Genomic DNA, 20,722 nt, shown 5'->3' on the forward strand with positions numbered 1-20,722 from the left:
CGGACCCACCCCTCAGACGAGCTCGTCGAGCCGTCGGGCGTAGGTGGTCACCGGGTAGGCCGCCACGAACCCGCCCGCCTCGCTCAGCGCCTCCTCGACCCCCGCCTCCTCCACCAGCGCGGCCACCAGGGTCGCGCCCGCGTCGAACAGGTCCTGACCGACGGCGGTGAGCAGCGCGGTCCCGATCCCCCGCCGGCGCCGCGACGGCCGCACCACCACGTGCTCCACCACGCCCACCCCGGGCCCGCCCACCCCGGTGCCGCAGTAGCCCAGTGCCGTTCCCACCACCCGGTCGAGCTCGGCGTCCACCACCACGAGCAGCGCGGTGCACGGGTCCTCCAGGCGGTGCCCGAGCACGGTGAGCAGCGCGTCCGTGCCGTCCTCGGGCAGCTCGACCGCGTCGGCCAGGAGCTCGGCGATCCCCACCAGGTCATCCCCGGTGGCGGGCCGGACCCCCGGGGTCGGCGCGTCCGAGGGCACCACCCGCACCACCGTCCACCGCTCGGCCACGGCGAACCACCCGGCCTCGTCGGCCAGCCCCTGGATCTCGGTGACCGTGGTGGGCGAGGCGTGCACCAGCGCCTCGGCCTTGCCCGCGGCGGCGAAGGTCTGCTCCAGCGCCAGCAGCGTGGAGCCCAGCGGCGCGCGCACCCCGTCGAGGCCGACGGCGAAGCTCCCCGAGGGCAGCGGGCTGGCCGGGTGCACCACCACCCGCGCGCACCCGACCCGTCCGACCTTCCCGTAGCGGACCGCGCCCGCCGCGAGCTGCGCGTCCTCCACCTGCTCGGCGAGCAGGCGGGCGGCCTCCGGGGTGAGCAGATCCGGGTCGTCTGGGTCCCAGAGGGGGTCGCTCAACCCAGCACCGTCATCCCAGCACCGTCATCCCAGCACCGTCATCCCAGCACCGTCATCCCAGGACGCCGTCCACGAGGGACTGGGCCTGCTCCTGCACCTGCGCCAGGTGGTCCGGCCCGAGGAAGCTCTCGGCGTAGATCTTGTACACGTCCTCGGTGCCCGACGGGCGGGCGGCGAACCACGCGTTCTCCGTGACGACCTTGAGCCCGCCGATGGCCGCCCCGTTGCCCGGGGCCTCGGTCAGGGTCGCCGTGATGGCCTCGCCGGCCAGCTCGGTCGCGGTCACGTCGGAGGCGGACAGCCGGCCCAGCGTCGCCTTCTGCTCGCGGGTGGCGGGCGCATCGGTGCGGGCGTAGGCGGGGTCGCCGTGGCGGGAGACCAGCTCCGCGTAGCGCTGCGAGGGGCTCCGGCCGGTGACGGCGAGGATCTCCGCCCCGAGCAGGGCCAGCAGCAGGCCGTCCTTGTCCGTGGTCCAGGTGGTGCCGTCGTGGCGCAGGAACGACGCTCCGGCGCTCTCCTCGCCGCCGAAGCCCACGGAGCCGTCGAGCAGGCCGGGCACGAAGTGCTTGAAGCCCACCGGCACCTCCAGCAGGGTGCGGCCGAGCTCGGCGACGACCCGGTCGATCATCGAGGAGCTGACGAGGGTCTTGCCGACGGCAGCGGTGGCACCCCAGCTGCGGCGGGCGAACAGGTGCTCGATGGCCACGGCGAGGTAGTGGTTGGGGTTCATCAGCCCGGCGTCGGGGGTGACGATGCCGTGCCGGTCGGCGTCGGCGTCGTTGCCGGTGGAGATGTCGTAGTCGTCCTTCGCCCGGACCAGCGTCGCCATCGCGTTCGGCGAGGAGCAGTCCATCCGGATCTTGCCGTCGGTGTCCAGGGTCATGAACGCCCACCGCGGGTCGACCTCGGGGTTCACGACGGTGAGGTCGAGGCGGTGCCGCTCGGCGATCTCGCCCCAGTAGTGCACCGCAGCACCGCCGAGCGGGTCGGCGCCGATGCGCACCCCGGCGGCGCGGATGGCGTCCAGGTCGACCACCGAGGGCAGGTCGTCGACGTAGTGGCCGAGGAAGTCGTAGGTCCCGGGCTCCGGGTCCGTGGTCCGCCGGACGCCCTGCAGGCCCGCGCGCAGCAGCTCGTTGGCCCGGTCCGCGATCCACCCCGTCGCCTCCGAGCCGGCCGGGCCACCGTGGGGGGGGTTGTACTTGAAGCCGCCGTCGCGGGGCGGGTTGTGGCTCGGGGTGACCACGATCCCGTCGGCGTTCGCACCCTGGCCGTTGAGCCGCAGGATCGCGTGGCTCACCGCGGGAGTGGGGGTGTAGCCGTTGCGGGAGTCGACGAGCACGTCGACCTCGTTGGCGGCCAGCACCTCGAGCGCGGTGCGGAACGCAGGCAGGCTCAGCGCGTGGGTGTCCCGTCCGACCAGCAGCGGGCCCGTGGTGCCCTGGCCCGCCCGGTACTCGCAGATGGCCTGGGTGGTGGCCAGGATGTGCGCCTCGTTGAACGCCGTGTCCAGGCTGGAGCCGCGGTGGCCGGAGGTGCCGAACACGACCTGCTGGGCCGGGTCCTCCGGGTCGGGCGTCCGCTCGAAGTACGCGGCCTCCAGGGCGGCGAGGTCGACGAGGTCCTCGGGCTGGGCGGGCTGTCCTGCGCGCGGGTGGGCCATGGGATCCATCCTGGCCCGCCGGTCCGGGCCGGCGCGAGCCCGGGCTCTCCCCCAGGTCGGGGCAGGCGTGGGGGCGACGCCGGCGGGGGCGCGTCAGGACGTCAGCGCGTACCCCGTCGCGGCGAGGGCCACGCCGCCGACCACGCTGGCGAGGACGTAGGTCAGCGCAGCCCGCCGCCGTGCGCGCTCCGCCAGCGACACCGCCTCGTAGCCGAACGTCGAGTAGGTGGTGTACGCCCCGCAGAAGCCGGTTCCGAGCAGCGCGACCGCCCCGGCCGGGAGGGTTGCGCCCGAGACCAGACCCAGCAGCAGGCAGCCCGTCAGGTTCACCACGAGCGTCCCCCAGGGAAAGCCTGCGGCCACCCTCGCCGTCACGGCCTTGTCGACGACGTAGCGCGCGGGCGCACCCACCGCGGCCCCCAGCACCACGAGCAGCACGGTCACCGGGCCCCTCCGATCCGCCGGACGGTGACGACCCCGGCCCAGGACCCGGCCAGCGCGAGCACGAGGGTGAGCACCACGTAGAGCACCGCCACCCCCGCCGAGTCCCTGGTCACCGAGTCGACCGCGTAGGTGGAGAACGTGGTGAACCCGCCCAGCACCCCCGTGCCGAGGAACGGGCGGACCAGGGGGTGCGGACGGCGCAGCTCGGTGAGCACGACGAGCAGCGCACCGAGCAGGAAGCACCCCAGGACGTTCTCGACGAAGGTGGAGAGCGGGAAGCCACCGTGGTGCGGCAGGACCGTGCTCACCCCGAGGCGGGCCAGGGAGCCGAGCGCCCCGCCGGCGGCGATCACGGCGATCACGGGTCCGTGCTCGGGGACCAGGCCCACGTCCGGGTCGTCGACGTGGCTCACGAGCGTCGACGTTAGTCGTTGCGTGGCGGAACAACGTCGACCGGTCGCACCGTTGCACCCAGCATGACGACACCGAACGCCTCCAGCTCCGGCACCTTCGACATCCCGGGCGTGGGTGGCGTCAACCGACTCGGCTACGGCGCCATGCGCATCACCGGCGAGGGCATCTGGGGCGAGCCCGCCAGCCGGGAGACCGCCCGCGAAGTCCTGCGACGGGCCGTCGAGCTGGGCGTGAACTTCATCGACACCGCTGACTCCTACGGTCCGGACGTCTCCGAGGAGATCATCGCCGAGGCCCTGCACCCGTACGCCGACGGCCTCGTCATCGCGACCAAGGCCGGCCTGACCCGCACCGGCCCCGACGTGTGGGTCCCGCTCGGCCGCGCGGAGTACCTGCGCCAGCAGGCCGAGAAGAGCCTGCGCAACCTGAAGGTCGACGTCATCGACCTGTTCCAGCTGCACCGCATCGACCCCAAGGTCGACACCGCCGAGCAGTTCGGCGTCCTCAAGGAGCTGCAGGACGAGGGCAAGGTCAAGGCCCTGGGCCTGTCGCAGGTCTCGGTCGCCGAGATCGAGGAGGCCTCCAAGGTCTTCACCGTCGCCACCGTGCAGAACCGCTACAACCTCACCGACCGCAGCGCCGCCGACGTGCAGGCCTACTGCGCCGCCCACGGCATCGGCTTCATCCCGTGGGCCCCGGTCTCCGCCGGCGAGCTCGCCCAGCCGGGCGGCCCGGTCGACGAGATCGCCACCCGAACCGGGGCGAGCCACGCCCAGGTCGCCCTGGCCTGGATCCTGCAGTCCTCGCCGGTGAACCTGCCGATCCCCGGCACCGGCTCCGTCGCGCACCTGGAGGACAACCTGGGCGGGGCCGGGCTCACGCTGTCCGACGCCGACCTCGCGGAGCTCACCAACGCCGCCTGAGCACCCCTCACCGGGCGCCCCGGCCGCCGTCAGCGGTCGGGGCGCTCGTGCGTCCGGACCCCTCGTTGGCATCGCAGCGGGGCCGGGTGCACAGTGGTGAGGCCCGTCACAGAGCAGTGGCGGAGCCTAGGAGGCCGCCCGATGACCAGCACGCCCGTCCACCCGGGAACCACCAGCACACGCATCCTGCCGCCGGGGCTGCCCGAGCACCTGGACGTGCCCGCGGTCGACGTCGGGGCGGTGCTCCGCGGGGCGGCCCGGCGCTACGGCGAGCACACGGCGTTCCACCAGGACGGCGCCGAGATCACCTACGCCGCGCTGCTGGCCGAGGCGGCGCAGGTGGCGCACGGCCTGCGCGCGCAGGGCATCGTCCCCGGCGACGTGGTGGCCGTGCACATGCCCAACTGCCTCGACTACCCGGCCGTGTACTACGGGATCCTGATGGCCGGGGCCGTCTTCAGCCCCACCAACCCGCTGCTGCCGCCAGCTGAGCTCGCCTTCCAGCTGCGCGACTCGGCGGCGGTCGCCGTGGTCACCTGGGGTGCTGCCTCCGGCGTGCTGGCCGCCGTCCGCGAGCAGGTGCCCGCACGCCTGGTGGTCACCGTGGACGCGAGCCTGCCCGACTCCCTCACCCTCGCCGAGCTCCGGGCCGGGCAGCCGTCCACGGCCCCGGACGGGCGGCCGCAGCCCGGCGAGCTCGCCCACCTGGCCTACACCGGTGGCACCACCGGCCGCAGCAAGGGCGTGCGGCTGACCCACCGCCACGTCGTCACCAACGTGGTGCAGTCCGCGTGCTGGACCTCGGGCAGCACGGCCGGGCTCGACGCCGAGGGTGACCTGCTGCTGGACCAGGTGGGCTCCGCGCAGGAGTGGCCCACCCGGCTGGGCACCGGGGTCTCGGTCACCATCACGCCCTGGTTCCACGCGATGGGGGTCATCGGGTACCTCAACGTGCCGGTGCTGACCGGGTACACCTGCGTGATCCACCAGCGATTCGACCCGGGTGCGTACCTCGCCGACGTCGAGCGCTTCGGGGCCACCATGATCGGCGGCGCTCCCCCGGTGTTCGTGGCCCTGCTCCGCCACCCGGACGCCGCCACCCGGGACCTGTCCACCGTGCTCGGCCTCTCCTCCGGCGCCGCACCGCTGCCGGTCACCGTGATCGAGGCGCTCCGGGTGCGGTTCCCGGACGCCGTCATCGGGGAGGGCTACGGCCTCACCGAGGTGACGATGGTGGCGACGATGAACCCCTCGTGGCGCTCCGGCGTGCGCAAGGTCGGCACCGTGGGGGTGCCGGCCCACGGCACCGAGGTGCGCCTGCTCGACCCGTACGGCGCCGAGGTGCCCACCGGCGGGCGGGGTGAGGTCTACCTGCGCGGGCCCCAGGTGATGGAGGGCTACCACGAGCGACCCGACGCGACGGCCGAGGTGCTGGTCGACGGCTGGCTGCGCACCGGGGACGTGGGGGTGCTGGACGCCGACGGCTACCTGTCCATCGTCGACCGGGCCAAGGACATGCTGCTCTACAAGGGCTACAACGTGTTCCCCCGCGAGCTGGAGGAGATCCTGCACACGCACCCCGGGGTCGCCGGGGCCGCGGTGGTGGGGCGGCCGGACGAGGAGGCCGGGGAGCTGCCCGTGGCGTTCGTGGCCCTCGTCCCCGGCGCGGAGGTCACCGCCGAGGGGCTGCGCGAGCACGTCAACGCCCAGGTGGTGCACTACAAGAAGCTGCGCGAGGTGCACCTGGTGGACGCGATCCCCGTCTCGGCCGCCGGCAAGGTGCTGCGTCGGGAGCTGCGCGACGGGCTCACCGCGCACACCTGAGCCGTCCGGGGTCCACGAGCCCCGCCCCGCACAGCACTCGAGCCCGGTACCTCCAGGTACCGGGCTCGAGCGTCGAGCAGGGGGTGGAGGTGCCGGGAATCGAACCCGGGTCCTCCGCCGGCTCACCAGGGCTTCTCCGTGCGCAGTCGGCTACGTCTCTGCTCGGACCTCCCGATCACACCGACGAGTCAGGATGACGGTCCCAGCCGCTGTTTGGTGTCCCCAGCGGGTCCGCGGCCGACCCGCTGGGTAAGAGCCCTCTAGTCGATGCCAGGGTCCGGGGCGAGGGCACACCCGGTCTGACAGAGTCGCTACTCGCTCAGGCGGCGAGGGCGAACTCGCGCTGACTGGAGTCGGCGCTTATATGTGTGCAGTGACGCTTGTGGTGGTCTCCTGCCTGCACCAGCACGCTTCCCCTGGATCAACGTACGGAGTCGAAACCGATCACCCCCGTGCGCTCCCGGCCCACGAGCGGCCGAGACGACCACTGTAACCCCCGGGCCCGTCGGGATCATCCCCACCTCTCGTGGTGCTGCCCGGCCGCCCGCCCCAGCACCCGTCGCTCCCGCACACCGAACGGCCCCCGGCTCACCTGACGCCGTCGGACCGAGATGGGTGTGCGCGAACGACGGAGGTGTGTGCGAACGACGGAGGTGCGCCCCGGGCCACTCCTGCCCCAGGCCGACGACCGCCGGGTCGAGGGGGACCCCGTCGGCTCAGCCCTGGGCGGCGATCAGCCCGACCGCGACCGCCGCCAGCGCCATCCCCACCTGCTGCACCCGCCCGGTCCGCTCCCCCAGCACCACCGCCGCCAGCAGCACGGTCGCGGCCGGGTAGAGCGCCGTGATCACGCTGACCAGCGAGAGGAGCCCGCCCTGCACCGCGAACAGGAAGGCTGTGTTCGCCACCACGTCCAGCACACCGGCCAGCAGGGCCAGGCGCAGCGGCACCCCGCGCGGGGCCCGCAGCTGGCCGGCGACCACCGCGGCCACCAGCACCACCGAGGCCGCCCCCACCCGCGAGGCCAGCAGCGGCCAGAGCCCGGTGCCGGTGTCCACCTGCGCCAGCAGCACGAAGTACACCGCGAACGCGACCCCGGAGCCCACGGTCAGCAGCGCCACCCGCCGGGTGAACGGCAGCGCGGACGGCGCCTCGCGGCTGACGAGCACCACCGCCACGAGCGCGAGCCCCGCACCCACCAGGGCGAGCTGACCGGGTCGCTCCCCCCGGGCCACGGCGAACAGCAGCGGGAGCCCCGCCACCAGCACGGCGGTCAGCGGCGACACCACGCTCATCGGCCCGGTGGCCAGGGCCAGGTAGAACCACCACACCGCGAGCCCGGCGGTCGCCCCCGCGGCGAGCCCCCACAGCAGCGAGCCGAGCTCGACGCGGCCGCCGACGACCGGCGCCACCGCGGCCACCAGCAGCACCGAGAGCGGGTAGCTGACCAGCACCACGCGCAGGGCCGCCACCCGGCGCGCGGCGACCCCACCCACGAAGTCGCTCACCCCGTAGCCGGCAGCGGCGAGCAGGGCCAGCAGCACTGCGCCCATCAGGTGGTGGTCACAGGCCGAGCAGTCGCGCGGGCGTGTGGTGCAGCACGCGGCGCAGGAAGTCCTCGCCCAGGCCGTCGTCGGCCGCGGCCCAGCCGGCGATGGCCCGCAGCTGGGTGGCGTAGTCGTAGGGGATGTTGGGGAAGTCGGTGCCCAGGACCACGCGGTCGCCGACGTCGACCAACCGGGCCGCCCAGTCGGCGGGCAGGGCGCACATCTGCTCGGTGAACGGGGTCCCGACCATGGTGGTGTCGAGGTGCACCCGCTCGAAGCGCGCCACCAGCTCCAGCGCCGTGTCGAACTCCGGCATCCCGGCGTGGGCCAGCACGGCCGTCAGCCGCGGGTGGCGGGCGAGGACCTCACCGAACACGTCCAGACCGGTGAAGGAACCGGGGATCGGTCCGTGCCCGCAGTGCACCACGGCCGGGACCCCGGCGTCGGCGACCAGGCCCCACGTGCTGTCCAGCTGGCGGTCGCGCGGGTCGAACCCGCCCACCTGCACGTGCACCTTGACCGCGCGGGCCCCGGCGTCGAGCGCGGCGGCGACGTAGTCGTGCACCCCGGGCTCGGGGAACAGGGTCGCCGTGGGCACCGCACCGTCGACGCGGTGGCCGAACTCGGTGGCCCACTCCGTCAGCCACGCCCCCATGCCCGGCTTGTGCGGGTACACCAGCGGCGCGAAGCCGATCACGCCCAGGCCCCGCAGCACCGACAGCCGCTCCGGCTCGGGCAGCGCGTAGTGCACCGGCCAGTCGGTGCCGTAGTGCTCGCCGGCGTGGGCGAAGTAGTCCCACACCTTGGCCATGACCCGCTCGGGCAGGAAGTGCGTGTGCACGTCCACGAGCCCCGGGATCCCGAGCTCGCGGACCCAGCCCGCCACCGCTGCGTCGTCGGCCGGCCCCGCGGTCACCCGCGCATGCCCTTGACCCGGCGGCCGAGCTCTCGGGTCACCTCGCGCTCGGTGTCCCGGCGCGCCAGGTCCTGCCGCTTGTCGTGGGCCTGCTTGCCCTTGCCGAGGCCGAGCTCGACCTTGACGTACCCGTTCTGGAAGTACAGCGACAGCGGGACCAGGGTCAGGCTGCCCTCGCGGGTCTTGCCGATGAGGCGCTCGATCTCGCTGGCGTGCAGCAGGAGCTTGCGCACCCGGCGCGGCGCGTGGTTGGTCCAGCTGCCCTGGGTGTACTCCGGGATGTGCAGCCCCCGCAGCCACACCTCGCCGTTGTCCACGGTCGCGAAGGCGTCGACGATGGAGACCTTGCCGTCGCGCAGGCTCTTCACCTCGGTGCCCACCAGGACCATGCCGGCCTCGTAGACGTCGATGATGGTGTAGTTGTGCCGAGCCTTGCGGTTGGTCGCGATCGCCTTCGTCCCCCGGTCACGCACGAGAACACCCTACTGGCGGACGCATCACTGGCGGACGTAGAGCCGCAGCGTGACGTAGGCGGTGACCGCGGCCAGCCCGATGCCGACGATGGCCAGCACCGGGGACACGAACAGCACGTCGCTCGTGGTGATCTGGCCGATGATGTTGGACTGGTAGAGATCGCGCAGCACGTCGTCGAGGAAGGCTGTCTTGGCCACGACGAGACCGCCGATGGCCAGCGCGGAGCCGATGACGCCGGCCACCACCGCCTCCAGGAGGAACGGCAGCTGGGTGTACCACCGCGTGGCCCCGACCAGGCGCATGATCCCCACCTCCGTCCGCCGGGTGTAGGCGGCCACCTGGATCATGTTCGAGATCAGCAGCAGCGCCGCGAAGGCCTGCAGGATCGCGATGGCGAACGCCGCGTTGCGGACGCCGCCGAGCACGGAGAACAGCCGCTGCACGAGGTCGGCCTGGTCCACGACCTTGTCCACGCCCGGCTTGGTGCCGAACTGCTGGTTGATGATCGCGAAGCGCTGGGGGTCGGTGAGCTTGACGCGGAAGGACGCGGGCAGGGCCTCCGGGCGCGCCAGCTGCACCAGCTCGGGCTGGTTCGCGAACACCTCCTGGAAGCGCGCGTAGGCGTCGGCCCGGCTCTCGTAGCTGACCGACTCCACCCCCGCGGTGGCCTCCAGGTCCCGCTGCAGGGTGGAGCAGATGGCCCCCGTGCAGGCGGCGTCGTTGGTGGACACGTCGTTGGTCAGGTAGACGGCCACCTCGACGCGGTCGAAGTAGATCTGCTCGGTCTTGTTGGTCATCTGGACCACCAGCAGGCCACCGCCGAGCAGGCCCAGGGAGATGGCCGTCGTGATGATCATGGCGATGGTCATGGTGATGTTGCGGCGCAGGCCGGTGACGACCTCGCTGAAGACGAAGCTGGCGCGCATGGGGGTTCGGGGTCCTCCGGGTCGGGGGCGGGCTGGCGGGGGTACAGCCCGGCGTTCTGGGTGGGGCCGTGGAGCTAGCGGCCCACCCCGTAGACACCCCGGGCCTCGTCGCGGACGACCTTGCCCAGGCTCAGCTCGACCACGCGGCGGCGCATCGAGTCGACGATGTGGTTGTCGTGGGTGGCCATGAGGACGGTGGTGCCGGTGCGGTTGATGCGCTCCAGGAGCAGCATGATGTCCTGGCTGGTGTCCGGGTCGAGGTTGCCGGTGGGCTCGTCGGCCAGCAGGAGCAGCGGGCGGTTCACGAACGCCCGGGCGATGGCCACGCGCTGCTGCTCACCACCGGAGAGCTCGCCTGGCAGCCGGTCGGCCTTGCCGGACAGACCCACCAGGTCCAGCACCTCGGGGACGACCTTCTTGATGGTGCCCCGGGGCTTGCCGATGACCTCGAGGGCGAAGGCGACGTTGTCGGCCACCGACTTCTGCTGCAGCAGGCGGAAGTCCTGGAACACGCAGCCCACCCGCTGGCGCAGCTTCGGCACCCGCCGGGCGGCCAGCTTGTTGACGTGGAAGCTGGCGACGTGGATGTCCCCGATGGAGGGGATCTCCTCGCGGAGCAGCAGGTTGAGGAACGTCGACTTCCCGGAGCCCGAGGCACCGATGAGGAAGACGAACTCGCCCTTCTCGACCTTCACCGTGACCCCGTCCAGCGCGGGCCGGGTGGAGGTCTTGTAGGACTTGGAGACGTTCTCGACGCTGATCACGGGTTCCTACTGTAGACACCCAACCTGAGGACACCCTCTCCCCGCGCCGGGCGGGCGGACCGGGCGGGCGGACCGGGCGGGCGGACCGGGCGGGCTCAGTCGTCCGTGCCGCGCATGCGCCAGCGGATGCCGGCCTCGAGGAACCCGTCGATGTCCCCGTCCAGCACCGCGGAGGGGTTGTTGACCTCGAACTCGGTGCGCAGGTCCTTGACCATCTGGTAGGGGTGCAGCACGTAGGAGCGCATCTGGTTGCCCCACGAGCTGCCGCCGTCGCCCTTGAGCGCGTCCATCTGCGCGCGCTCCTCCTGGCGCTTGACGGCGAGCAGCTTCGCCTGCAGCACCTTCATCGCCGCCACCTTGTTCTGCAGCTGGCTCTTCTCGTTCTGGCAGGTCACGACGATCCCGGTGGGGATGTGAGTCAGCCGCACCGCCGAGTCGGTGGTGTTGACGCTCTGCCCACCGGGCCCGGAGGAGCGGTACACGTCCACCCGCAGGTCGTTCTCGGCGATGTCGATGTGGTCGGTGGTCTCCACCACCGGCAGCACCTCCACCCCGGCGAACGAGGTCTGCCGGCGCCCCTGGTTGTCGAACGGGCTGATCCGGACCAGCCGGTGGGTGCCCATCTCGACCGAGAGGGTGCCGTAGGCGTAGGGGGCCTTGATCGCGAAGGTGGCCGACTTCAGGCCCGCCTCCTCCGCGTAGGACGTGTCGTAGACCTCGGTGCCGTACCCGTGGCGCTCGGCCCAGCGCAGGTACATCCGCATGAGCATCTCGGCGAAGTCGGCCGCGTCCACCCCGCCGGCCTCGGACCGGATGTTCACCAGGGCGTCGCGCTCGTCGTACTCCCCGCTGAGCAGGGTGCGCACCTCCAGCGCGGCGATGTCGGTCCGCAGACCCGCCCGCTCGGTGTCCGCGTCCGCGGTGGCCTCGGCCTCCGCGTCGCCCTGCTCACCCTCGGCCAGCTCGTAGAGCAGGGGGAGGTCGTCCAGGCGCTGGCGCAGGGTCTCCACCCGCTTGAGCTCGGCCTGGGAGTGGGAGAGCTGGCTGGTCACCTGCTGGGCGTGCTCCTGGTCGTTCCACAGGTCCGGCGAGGCGGCCTGCTGCTCGAGCTCGTCGACCCGGCGGCGGAGCTCCTCGACGTCCAGCACCGCCTCGACCGTGCCCAGGGTGGTGTCGAGCTCGGCGAGGTCGGAGATGACGTCAGGGTGCACGTCTGTCGAGTTTACGTGCCCTCACACGCGAGCGACCCGCCACGTCACACGCGAGCGACCCGCTCGACCACCTTGGCCACGGCCTTCACGTGCGCCACCGCGAACTCCGCCGCCGCCACCGCGTACGGGCCCTCGGCCTCCCTGGCCGCGATCCGGGCCGTGGCCAGCCGCTGGGCCAGCACCTGCCGGGCCCCGTCCACCAGGCGCTCGCGCTGGGGGCCGGTCAGCTCGCCGGCGTGCACCAGCCGCAGCAGCAGGGGGCTGCGGACCGCGTCCGCGGACCCCACCGGCTCCGCGGCGAGCCAGCCGCGGAAGGCCTTGCGGCCGGCTGCGGTCAGCACGTACTGCTGGCTGGCGCGCGGCCCCCGCCGACCGAGCCGCAGCAGGCCGGCCGCCGCCATCACCGGCAGCTCGCGGTAGACCTGGCTGCGGGTGAGGCCGAAGAAGCCGCTGTAGGTGGACTCCGCGCTGCTCACGAGCTCGCCCCCCGTCGCGGGCCCGTCCCGGAGCAGTCCCAGCAGGGCGGCGGCGGTCGCGTTCACGGTCACGGGGGCGGGGGCGGCAGCCATGCGCCCACGGTGCCACAGCCGCACCGACCGGACCGGACCGTCCACCTGGGACCCACCGCCGGGCTTCGGGCCGTTCGCAAGCACAACGATGTGACATCCTCGTGTCGTGGATGAGGCGTGGTTCACACCGACGGAACATGCTGAGAGCATCCTGGGCGGCAGCCACCGGCCGAACACCGGCTCGTGGCCCGACGTTGAGCCGCTGTTCACCCACGAGGTGGCCGGCGGCGGACGAGATGAGGAGATCGAGTGACCGGCTTCCTGCTGAAGCGGTTCGTCAACTACGTCGCGCTGCTGCTGGTGGCCACGTTCCTGGCGTTCGCGCTCGCCGCGGTGACGTTCAACCCGCTCTCGTCGCTGGAGCAGCGCAACCCACGACCGCCGCAGGCGACCCTGGACGCCAAGGCGGCCGACCTGCGCCTGAACGAGTCGATCCCGGTCCGCTACGTGGCCTGGCTGGGCGACGTGGTGCTGCACGGGGACTTCGGGCAGACCGTGACCAACCAGCCGATCACCGACGAGCTCGGGCGGCGGGTGGGCGTGAGCCTGCGGCTGCTCGTCGTCGGCACGGTGCTCGGCACGGTCATCGGCGTGGTGGTCGGCGTCGCTGCCGCCATCCGCCAGTACAAGCTCAGCGACTACCTGGCCACCCTGTTCAGCTTCCTCATCCTCAGCACGCCCGTCTTCGCCATCGCCATCCTGCTGAAGTACGGCGCCACCACGTTCAACCAGTCCACCGGCAGCCAGTTCTTCCTCTACACCGGGGAGTCCTCGCCGGGGCTGCAGGGCGGGTTCGGGACGCAGCTGGTGGACCGGATCCAGCACCTGGTGCTGCCGACGCTCTCCCTGGCGCTCCTGCAGATCGCGTTCTACAGCCGCTACCAGCGCAACACCATGCTCGACGTGCTGGGCAGCGACTTCCTGCGCACCGCGCAGGCCAAGGGGCTCACCCGCCGCAAGGCGCTGTTCAAGCACGGGCTGCGCACCGCCCTGATCCCCATGGCCACGCTGTTCGCCTTCGGCTTCGGGCTGATCGTGACGGGCGCCGTGTTCACGGAGAAGATCTTCGGCTGGCAGGGCATGGGCGACTGGCTCATCCGCGGGATCCAGACCCAGGACACCAACATCACGGTGACGGTGACCCTGTTCGCCGGGGTGGCGATCCTGGTGTCCGGCTTCCTCTCCGACATCCTCTACGCCGCACTCGACCCGCGCGTGCGGGTCGGCTGAGAAGGGCAGAAGGACATGGCCGCACCCACCCGCCCCTCGACCGGGAGCTCGCCCGCCGACGAGTCCCTGCCCGTCACCGACGGTGCCGCAACAGCAGCGGGCAGCGCCAGCCCCGTGGTGGAGACCACCACCGCGTACATGGCCGTGAGCCGCGGCAAGCTCGTCCGCCGGCGGTTCCTGCGCAACAAGCTGGCCGTCACCGGGGTGGGCACCCTGCTGGTGCTCTACCTGCTCGCCTTCCTGGGGCCCTACGTCATCCCCTACGACTACACCTACATCGACTACACGGCGCTGCTCGCCCCGCCGTCGTCGGACCACTGGTTCGGGACCAGCCAGATCGGCCAGGACGTGCTCGCGCAGACGCTGCGCGGGCTGCAGAAGTCACTGACGATCGGCTTGCTGGTGGCCATCGGGTCGACGTTCATCGCGGCCGTGGTGGGTTCGGCGGCCGGCTACTTCGGCGGCTGGACCGACCGCACGCTCATGTGGGTGGTCGACCTGCTGCTGGTCGTGCCGAGCTTCCTCATCATCGCCATCGCGAGCCCCGCGCTGCAGGGCAAGTCGTGGCTGTTCCTCGTGCTGCTCCTGGTCGCGTTCCAGTGGCTGCTCACCTCGCGCATCGTCCGCGGGCTCACCATGAGCCTCAAGGAGCGCGAGTTCGTGCAGGCCGCACGGTTCATGGGCACCCCGGCGCGCAAGATCATCGCCAGCCACATCCTGCCGAACATGGCCTCGCTGCTGATCATCGACGCCACCATCACCGTGGGCAGCGCGATCATCGCCGAGACGGGGCTGAGCTTCTTCGGCTTCGGGGTGCAGCCGCCGGACGTCTCCCTCGGCACGCTCATCGCGGACGGGACGGCCTCCGCGCTGACCTACCCCTGGTTGTTCGCCTTCTCGCTGGGCTTCCTCGTCATCACCGTGCTCGCGGCGAACTTCGCCGGCGACGGCCTGCGCGACGCCCTCGACCCCAACTCCCAGAAGGGACGCGCCACGTGACGGCCGTGCAGGAGGTCCCCACCGGGGCCGACACCCCCGGGGACCACCCGGTGCTCGAGGTCAGCGACCTCGAGGTCAGCTTCCCCAGCGAGGAGGGCCGGGTCACGGCCGTCCGCGGGATCAGCTACTCGGTGGCGCCCGGCGAGGTGCTCGCCATCGTCGGGGAGTCCGGCTCCGGCAAGTCGGTGTCCTCGCTGGCCGTGATGGGCCTGCTCCCCCCGCAGGCCCGCATCTCCGGGTCGGTTCGCTACCGGGGCCGCGAGATGCTCGGGCTCAGCGACCGCGACATGTCCAAGGTCCGCGGCAAGAAGATCGCCATGGTCTTCCAGGACCCGCTCTCCGCGCTCACCCCGGTCTACACCGTGGGCGACCAGGTGGCCGAGGCGCTGCTGGTGCACGGGAAGATGTCCAAGAAGGCCGCCGCGGAGCAGGCCGTGGAGCTGCTGGACCTGGTCGGGATCCCCAACGCCCGGGCCCGCGCGTCCTCGTTCCCGCACGAGTTCTCCGGCGGGATGCGCCAGCGCGCCGTCATCGCGATCGCCATCGCGAACGATCCGGACCTCATCATCGCCGACGAGCCCACCACCGCCCTCGACGTCACGGTCCAGGCCCAGGTCCTGGAGACGCTGAAGAAGGCCCAGGACGTCACCGGGGCCGGCATCGTGATGATCACCCACGACCTCGGGGTGGTCGCGGGCTTCGCCGACCGCGTGCTGGTCATGTACGCCGGCCGCGCCGTGGAGTCGGCTCCCGTCGACGAGCTCTACGCCCACCCCCGGATGCCGTACACGCTGGGGCTGCTCGGCTCGATCCCGCGCATCGACGCGCGGGGCAAGCAGCCCCTGGTCCCGATCGAGGGCAACCCGCCCGCCCTGGTGAACCTGCCCACCGGGTGTCCGTTCGCGCCGCGGTGCCCGATGGTGATCGATGCCTGCCACGACGCCGAGCCCGCCCTGCTGGAGGTCTCGCACCTGCACTCCGCGGCGTGCATCCGCTCGGCCGACCTCGAGGCCGTGGGCGCCGACGCTGCCGCCGTGTTCGAGGTGGAGGGGGTCACCACCTCCGCGCTCGAGTCCGTGCCCCGCACCGAGCGCGCCGAGGTGCTCCGGGTGGACGAGCTCGTCAAGACCTTCGCCGTGAGCAAGGGCGTGGTGTTCCGTCGGCGCGTCGGCACGGTCCAGGCCGTGGCGGGGGTCAGCTTCGACCTCCGCCAGGGCGAGACCCTCGGCGTGGTCGGCGAGTCCGGCTGCGGCAAGTCGACCACCCTGCTGCAGATCCTCGAGCTCACGCCACCGGAGTCCGGCTCGGTCCAGGTGCTCGGGAAGGACGTCGGCTCGCTGGACGCCAAGGCGCGCAAGGCCATCCGCCGCGACGTCCAGGTGGTGTTCCAGGATCCGATGGCCTCGCTCGACCCGCGACTGCCGGTCGGCGACATCATCGCCGAGCCGCTCAAGGTGCACGGGGTGGACGCGGCGACGATCGCCGCCAGGGTGCCCGAGCTGCTGGAGCTCGTGGGTCTTCGGCCGGAGCAGGGCGGCCGGTACCCCAACGAGTTCTCCGGCGGGCAGCGCCAGCGCATCGGCATCGCGCGGGCCCTGGCGCTGGAGCCCAAGCTCATCGTGCTCGACGAACCCGTCTCCGCCCTGGACGTCTCCATCCAGGCCGGGGTCATCAACCTGCTCGACGACCTCAAGGCGAAGCTGGGCCTGTCCTACCTGTTCGTGGCCCACGACCTCTCCGTCGTGCGGCACATCGCCGACCGGGTCGCGGTGATGTACCTCGGCAAGGTGATGGAGATCGGCGACGTCGAGACCGTGTTCCGGTCCCCGCAGCACCCCTACACGCAGGCTCTGCTCTCGGCGATCCCGGTGCCCGACCCGGTCACGGAGCGGACCCGGGAGCGGATCCTGCTCACCGGCGACCTGCCGAGTCCCGCGAACCCGCCGTCGGGCTGCCGCTTCAGGACGCGCTGCCCCAAGTTCCTCACCCTCGACGAGACCCAGAAGTCCCGTTGCATCGACGTCGAGCCCGTGCGGGAGTCCCACGGCGCCGACCACGACGTGGCCTGCCACTTCGCGGGGGCCCCGGCCACCCCCTGACGGGTCGTCACGTCACCCGTCCGTCCCCAGTGGACGGACGGGCGATCGGTCGCATCCCGTTGCCCCACAGCAGTTCGCATGTCTCGCGATCGTGACGTTTCCGCAATGTTCGCCACGCTCACGGTGTCGTAAGGTTCCCGCCATCACGACACCGATCCGGTGCCGTCCCCGACAGTCCCAGGAGGATCTCGAGTGAGCCTGAACCGACGCGCGTGGAGGTTGGCCGCACCCCTGGCCGTCCTCGCGCTGCTCGCCGGCGCGTGCGGCAGCAGTGGCAGCAACAACAGTGGCGGGGCCGCGGCGGCTCCGCAGACGGCCGGCCAGGCCGACATCAACCCCCAGGACGTCAGCTCCCTGCAGCAGGGCGGCAACTTCCGCTGGGCCATCAACGAAATCCCCCCAAACTTCAACTACAACGAGCTCGACGGGACGTTGTCGGACAACGCCGACATCATCAACTCGTTGTACCCGCGCCCCTTCTTCTTCGACGCCGCGGGCAAGCCCACCGTCTTCGCCGACTACTTCACCGACGTGAAGCTGACGTCCACCGACCCGCAGGTCGTCACCTACACGATCAACCCAAAGGCCAAGTGGAGCGACGGCAGTGCAGTGAGCTGGGAGGACTTCGACGCCCAGTTCAAGGCGCTCAACGGCACCAACCCAGCGTTCCAGGTTTCCTCGAGCACCGGCTACTCCGACATCGCCAAGGTCGAGATGGGCACCAACGCCCAGCAGGCCGTGGTGACCTTCACCAACAAGTTCTCCGACTGGCAGTCCCTGTTCAGCCCGCTCTACCCGAAGGCCGTCAACGCCACGCCGGACGCCTTCAACACCTCTCTGACCACCAGCCCTGGCGTCACCGCCGGACCGTTCAAGTACGACTCCACCGACCAGACGGCCAAGACGGTGACGCTCAAGCCCGACGCCGCCTGGTGGGGTGACAAGCCCGTGCTGGGCTCCATCACCTACGTCGCGCTGGACCAGGCGGCGCAGGTGCAGGCCCTGGTGAACAACGAGATCGACTACACCAACATCGGTTCCAGCGTCAACGACAACAAGACCGCCCGCGACGCCCAGGGCGTCAGCGTGCGGCAGGCCCTGGCCCCGGACTACCGCCACCTCACCTTCAACGGCGCCGCCGGATCCATCCTCTCGGACAAGGACCTGCGCGTCGCGGTCATGAAGGGCATCAACCGCGACGGCATCGCCCAGGCGCTGCTCAACGGTATCGCCCAGAACCCGAAGACCCTGGGCAACCACATCTACGTGGAGGGTCTGGACGGCTACCAGGACAACTCCTCGGTGGTCTCCTACGACCCTGACGCCGCCTCCAAGGCCCTCGACGCGCTCGGCTGGGTGAAGAACGGTGACACCCGCACCAAGGACGGCAAGACCCTGGAGATCCGCGACGTCATCCCCACCGGGGTGGCCACCTCCGCCCAGGAGGCCCAGATCGTCCAGCAGAACCTGCAGGTCATCGGGGTCAAGCTGACCATCGACACGGTGCCCAGCGCGGGCTTCTTCAAGGACTTCGTGAACGTGGGCAACTTCGACATCACCCACTTCGCGTGGCTCGGCACGCCGTTCCCGGTCAGCTCCTCGGGCTCCATCTACGGCAAGTACGCCGACGTCCAGCAGAACTACGGCCGCATCGGTGACACGTCGATCAACGACCTGTTCACCCAGGCCAACCAGGAGCTGGACCCGGCCAAGAAGATCGACCTGGCCAACCAGATCGACAAGGCCATCTGGGACGAGGGCTTCTCCCTGCTGCTCTACCAGCGCCCGCAGAACCATGCCGTGCGCTCCACCGTCGCGAACTTCGGCTCGCCCGGCTTCGGCGACGTGGACTACACCAAGATCGGCTTCACGAAGAGCTGATCGACCCGCTGCACCGCAGGGCCCGAGGAGTTCGCCTCCTCGGGCCCTGCGTCGTCGGGTGGTGCACCTGTCGCCGGCAGGTGTGCGCGAGGATGGACCGGTGAGAGCTCCCGGTCCGCGCGCCCTCCGCCACGGCGGGCTCACCACCGGGGTGGTCCTGGCCGTCCTGGCCGTCCTGGCCGTGGTGAACCTGCGCACCGTCCACACCACGGGCCGCGCCCTCGCTCCGCTGACGGCACGAGCATCGGCCACCGTGACCGCGGCGGCCGACGGCAGAGCCACCGTGACGTTCACCGGTGGCGACGGGCGGGCGCGGACGGTGCAGGTGGCCGTCGACGGGGTGCCCACCTCCCCCACCACGGTCGCCTACGACCCCGCCGACCCCACGCGCGTCGTGCTGCCCGGGAGCCCACCCGTGGTGTCCGGCGACCGGGCCACGACCCACCTCGCCGTCCTGGTCCTGCTGGTGGTGGTGGTGCTCGGCGTGGGGCTGCAGCGCATCCTCACCCGCGCCCGGCTGCGCCGCTCCGCACCCCGGCTGCTCCGGGTGCGCCGGGTCCGCCAGCAGCACCGGCTGCTGTCCCGCTCGTGGATCGAGGTGGTCGGAACCACCCCGGTGCAGCGCTTCCCGGTGTACTTCGACCCCGTGCTCGTCACCCTCGCGTCCCCCGCCGAGGTGGCGGTGCACGGTACCGGCGCCCTCCGCGCGCTCCAGGTGGACGGCGGCTGGGTGTACCCCTCCGGCCGGGTGCGCACGGCGGAGCCCAAGGGCCGGCTGATCGACAACCCCTCCCGCCCCGACACCGGGGCCCGGGAGCGCGCCGCACGCAGCGCCCCCCTGCGACGCCAGCTCCAGGTGGACGGCGTGCTGCTGGCCCCCGCGCCGTTCGTCGGCATCTTCTGGGTGCTGCTCGACGGCGGCGGGGTGCCGGTCTGGCTGGGCGCCACCCTGGTCACCGCGGCGCTGGCGCTGTGGGCGGCCGCCGTGCAGGGCAGCGACCCGAGCTAGACGCGGCGGTGCACCCCGCGGGTGCGCACCAGCGGCCCGGCGTCCACGAGGTGGCAGCCCAGGGTGGCACGGTCGCCGGACCGGTCACCGGTCGACGGTAGCGTCGCCGCTCGTGACCGACACCGGGTTCTCCGCCGACCTCGCCCTCGCCCACCGGCTGGCCGACACCGCCGACGCCATCACCACCGCCCGGTTCGGTGCGCTGGACCTGCAGGTGAGCTCGAAGCCCGACCTCACCCCGGTCTCCGACGCCGACCTGGCCGTGGAGCGCGCGGTGCGGGACCTGCTGGCCGACGAGCGCCCGGCCGACGCGGTGCTCGGCGAGGAGCTCGGCGGCACGGTGGTGAACGCCGGCCGCTGCTGGGTCCTCGACCCGATCGACGGAACCAAGAGCTACGTCCGTGGGGTCCCGGTGTGGGCCACGCTGGTCGCCCTGCTGGTGGACGGCGTCCCCGTGGTCGGCGTGGTCAGCGCCCCGGCCCTGGGTCGGCGGTGGTGGGCCAGTGCCGGCGACGGCGCGTGGCTACGGGTGCAGGACGCGCCGGTCCGCCGGCTCGCGGTGTCGGCGGTGGACTCCCTCGACGCCGCGAGCCTGGGGTTCTCCAGCCTGTCCGGGTGGCGCGACGCCGGGCTGCGCGAGGCGTTCCTCGACCTCACCGACGCCGTCTGGCGGGTGCGCGGCCACGGGGACTTCTTCTCCTACTGCCTGGTCGCCGAGGGTGCGGTGGACGTGGCGGCCGAGCCCGAGGTGTCGCTGTGGGACCTCGCCCCGCTCGACGTCCTGGTCCGCGAGGCCGGGGGTGCGTTCACCGCGCTGGACGGCACCCCCGGCCCGCACGCGGGCAGCGCGGTGGCCAGCAACGGGCGCCTGCACGGTGCGGTGCTGGGGGCGCTGGCCCCGCGCACGGCGGCGGCTCCCCCACCCCTGAGCGACCGCTGACCTCCACGACCCCGGGAGGCGGCCACCGTCGACG

General features: G+C 72.1%; 20 protein-coding genes and 1 other RNA gene. 9 read left to right on the forward strand and 12 right to left on the reverse strand.

Annotated elements, in window-relative coordinates; translation table 11 throughout:
- Nucleotides 1-12: 12 nt before the first annotated feature.
- The 4 genes from RHODO2019_RS11860 to RHODO2019_RS11875 form a co-directional block, all read right to left on the reverse strand.
- On the reverse strand, nucleotides 13-855 hold the full coding sequence (locus tag RHODO2019_RS11860) for a GNAT family N-acetyltransferase (RefSeq protein WP_265381992.1): 843 nt from the start codon (nucleotides 853-855) through the stop codon (nucleotides 13-15).
- Between the two features lie 52 nt (nucleotides 856-907).
- Nucleotides 908-2,518 (reverse strand): phosphoglucomutase (alpha-D-glucose-1,6-bisphosphate-dependent), encoded by a 1,611-nt coding sequence (gene pgm / locus RHODO2019_RS11865; protein ID WP_265381993.1) that lies wholly within the window; start codon nucleotides 2,516-2,518, stop codon nucleotides 908-910.
- Between the two features lie 93 nt (nucleotides 2,519-2,611).
- Entirely contained in the window at nucleotides 2,612-2,962 is a 351-nt protein-coding gene (gene crcB, locus RHODO2019_RS11870; RefSeq protein WP_265381994.1) for a fluoride efflux transporter CrcB, read from the reverse strand.
- The gene (locus RHODO2019_RS11875) at nucleotides 2,959-3,375 is read right to left on the reverse strand and encodes a fluoride efflux transporter FluC (protein WP_265381995.1); all 417 of its coding nucleotides are present in this window, start codon (nucleotides 3,373-3,375) and stop codon (nucleotides 2,959-2,961) included. Before RHODO2019_RS11875 ends, crcB begins: the two co-directional genes overlap by 4 nt.
- A gap of 63 nt (nucleotides 3,376-3,438) precedes the next feature.
- Between RHODO2019_RS11875 and RHODO2019_RS11880 the strand changes: the two genes are divergently transcribed.
- Nucleotides 3,439-4,299 carry an aldo/keto reductase gene (locus RHODO2019_RS11880; protein ID WP_265381996.1) on the forward strand — a complete coding sequence of 287 codons (861 nt, stop codon included), beginning with the start codon at nucleotides 3,439-3,441 and terminating at the stop codon, nucleotides 4,297-4,299.
- A 141-nt stretch (nucleotides 4,300-4,440) separates the two neighbouring features.
- A complete protein-coding gene (locus tag RHODO2019_RS11885) occupies nucleotides 4,441-6,123 on the forward strand; it encodes a class I adenylate-forming enzyme family protein (RefSeq protein ID WP_265381997.1) in 1,683 nt (560 codons plus the stop codon).
- An 81-nt stretch (nucleotides 6,124-6,204) separates the two neighbouring features.
- Here the strand turns inward: RHODO2019_RS11885 and ssrA are convergent.
- From ssrA to RHODO2019_RS11925, 8 genes are all read right to left on the reverse strand, one after another.
- Nucleotides 6,205-6,575, reverse strand: a transfer-messenger RNA (tmRNA) gene (gene ssrA / locus RHODO2019_RS11890).
- Between the two features lie 264 nt (nucleotides 6,576-6,839).
- Nucleotides 6,840-7,676, reverse strand: a complete 837-nt coding sequence (locus tag RHODO2019_RS11895) for a DMT family transporter (protein ID WP_265381998.1) — start codon at nucleotides 7,674-7,676, stop codon at nucleotides 6,840-6,842.
- 10 nt (nucleotides 7,677-7,686) lie between these two features.
- Nucleotides 7,687-8,586, reverse strand: a complete 900-nt coding sequence (locus tag RHODO2019_RS11900; RefSeq protein WP_265381999.1) for an amidohydrolase family protein — start codon at nucleotides 8,584-8,586, stop codon at nucleotides 7,687-7,689.
- Nucleotides 8,583-9,059: an SsrA-binding protein SmpB gene (gene smpB / locus RHODO2019_RS11905; protein ID WP_265382000.1), complete on the reverse strand. Its 477-nt coding sequence runs from the start codon at nucleotides 9,057-9,059 to the stop codon at nucleotides 8,583-8,585. The genes RHODO2019_RS11900 and smpB overlap by 4 nt, the downstream gene beginning before the upstream one ends.
- A 24-nt stretch (nucleotides 9,060-9,083) precedes the next feature.
- Nucleotides 9,084-9,986, reverse strand: a complete 903-nt coding sequence (gene ftsX / locus RHODO2019_RS11910; protein WP_265382001.1) for a permease-like cell division protein FtsX — start codon at nucleotides 9,984-9,986, stop codon at nucleotides 9,084-9,086.
- A gap of 74 nt (nucleotides 9,987-10,060) precedes the next feature.
- Complete coding sequence (gene ftsE / locus RHODO2019_RS11915) at nucleotides 10,061-10,750, reverse strand: cell division ATP-binding protein FtsE (RefSeq protein ID WP_265382002.1); 690 nt, start codon at nucleotides 10,748-10,750, stop codon at nucleotides 10,061-10,063.
- A 95-nt stretch (nucleotides 10,751-10,845) separates the two neighbouring features.
- Nucleotides 10,846-11,961, reverse strand: coding sequence for a peptide chain release factor 2 (gene prfB / locus RHODO2019_RS11920; protein ID WP_265382003.1), 1,116 nt, complete (start codon nucleotides 11,959-11,961; stop codon nucleotides 10,846-10,848).
- 44 nt (nucleotides 11,962-12,005) lie between these two features.
- Entirely contained in the window at nucleotides 12,006-12,530 is a 525-nt protein-coding gene (locus RHODO2019_RS11925; RefSeq protein WP_265382004.1) for a PadR family transcriptional regulator, read from the reverse strand.
- A 106-nt stretch (nucleotides 12,531-12,636) separates the two neighbouring features.
- Here RHODO2019_RS11925 and RHODO2019_RS11930 point away from each other — a divergent pair, with 106 nt between their 5' ends.
- From RHODO2019_RS11930 to hisN, 7 genes are all read left to right on the forward strand, one after another.
- Nucleotides 12,637-12,783 carry a hypothetical protein gene (locus RHODO2019_RS11930; protein ID WP_265382005.1) on the forward strand — a complete coding sequence of 49 codons (147 nt, stop codon included), beginning with the start codon at nucleotides 12,637-12,639 and terminating at the stop codon, nucleotides 12,781-12,783.
- The gene (locus RHODO2019_RS11935; RefSeq protein WP_265382006.1) at nucleotides 12,780-13,760 is read left to right on the forward strand and encodes an ABC transporter permease; all 981 of its coding nucleotides are present in this window, start codon (nucleotides 12,780-12,782) and stop codon (nucleotides 13,758-13,760) included. The genes RHODO2019_RS11930 and RHODO2019_RS11935 overlap by 4 nt, the downstream gene beginning before the upstream one ends.
- 138 nt (nucleotides 13,761-13,898) lie before the next feature.
- A complete protein-coding gene (locus RHODO2019_RS11940; RefSeq protein WP_265384744.1) occupies nucleotides 13,899-14,759 on the forward strand; it encodes an ABC transporter permease in 861 nt (286 codons plus the stop codon).
- Entirely contained in the window at nucleotides 14,756-16,858 is a 2,103-nt protein-coding gene (locus RHODO2019_RS11945) for an ABC transporter ATP-binding protein (RefSeq protein WP_265382007.1), read from the forward strand. Before RHODO2019_RS11940 ends, RHODO2019_RS11945 begins: the two co-directional genes overlap by 4 nt.
- A 192-nt stretch (nucleotides 16,859-17,050) precedes the next feature.
- Nucleotides 17,051-18,739, forward strand: a complete 1,689-nt coding sequence (locus tag RHODO2019_RS11950; protein WP_265382008.1) for an ABC transporter family substrate-binding protein — start codon at nucleotides 17,051-17,053, stop codon at nucleotides 18,737-18,739.
- Nucleotides 18,740-18,839: 100 nt separating this feature from the next.
- On the forward strand, nucleotides 18,840-19,748 hold the full coding sequence (locus RHODO2019_RS11955; RefSeq protein WP_265382009.1) for a hypothetical protein: 909 nt from the start codon (nucleotides 18,840-18,842) through the stop codon (nucleotides 19,746-19,748).
- A 112-nt stretch (nucleotides 19,749-19,860) separates the two neighbouring features.
- Complete coding sequence (gene hisN / locus RHODO2019_RS11960; protein WP_265382010.1) at nucleotides 19,861-20,688, forward strand: histidinol-phosphatase; 828 nt, start codon at nucleotides 19,861-19,863, stop codon at nucleotides 20,686-20,688.
- The last annotated feature ends 34 nt before the right edge of the window (nucleotides 20,689-20,722 follow it).

This window comes from Rhodococcus antarcticus (assembly GCF_026153295.1).
Lineage (GTDB): Bacteria > Actinomycetota > Actinomycetes > Mycobacteriales > Mycobacteriaceae > Rhodococcus_D > Rhodococcus_D antarcticus.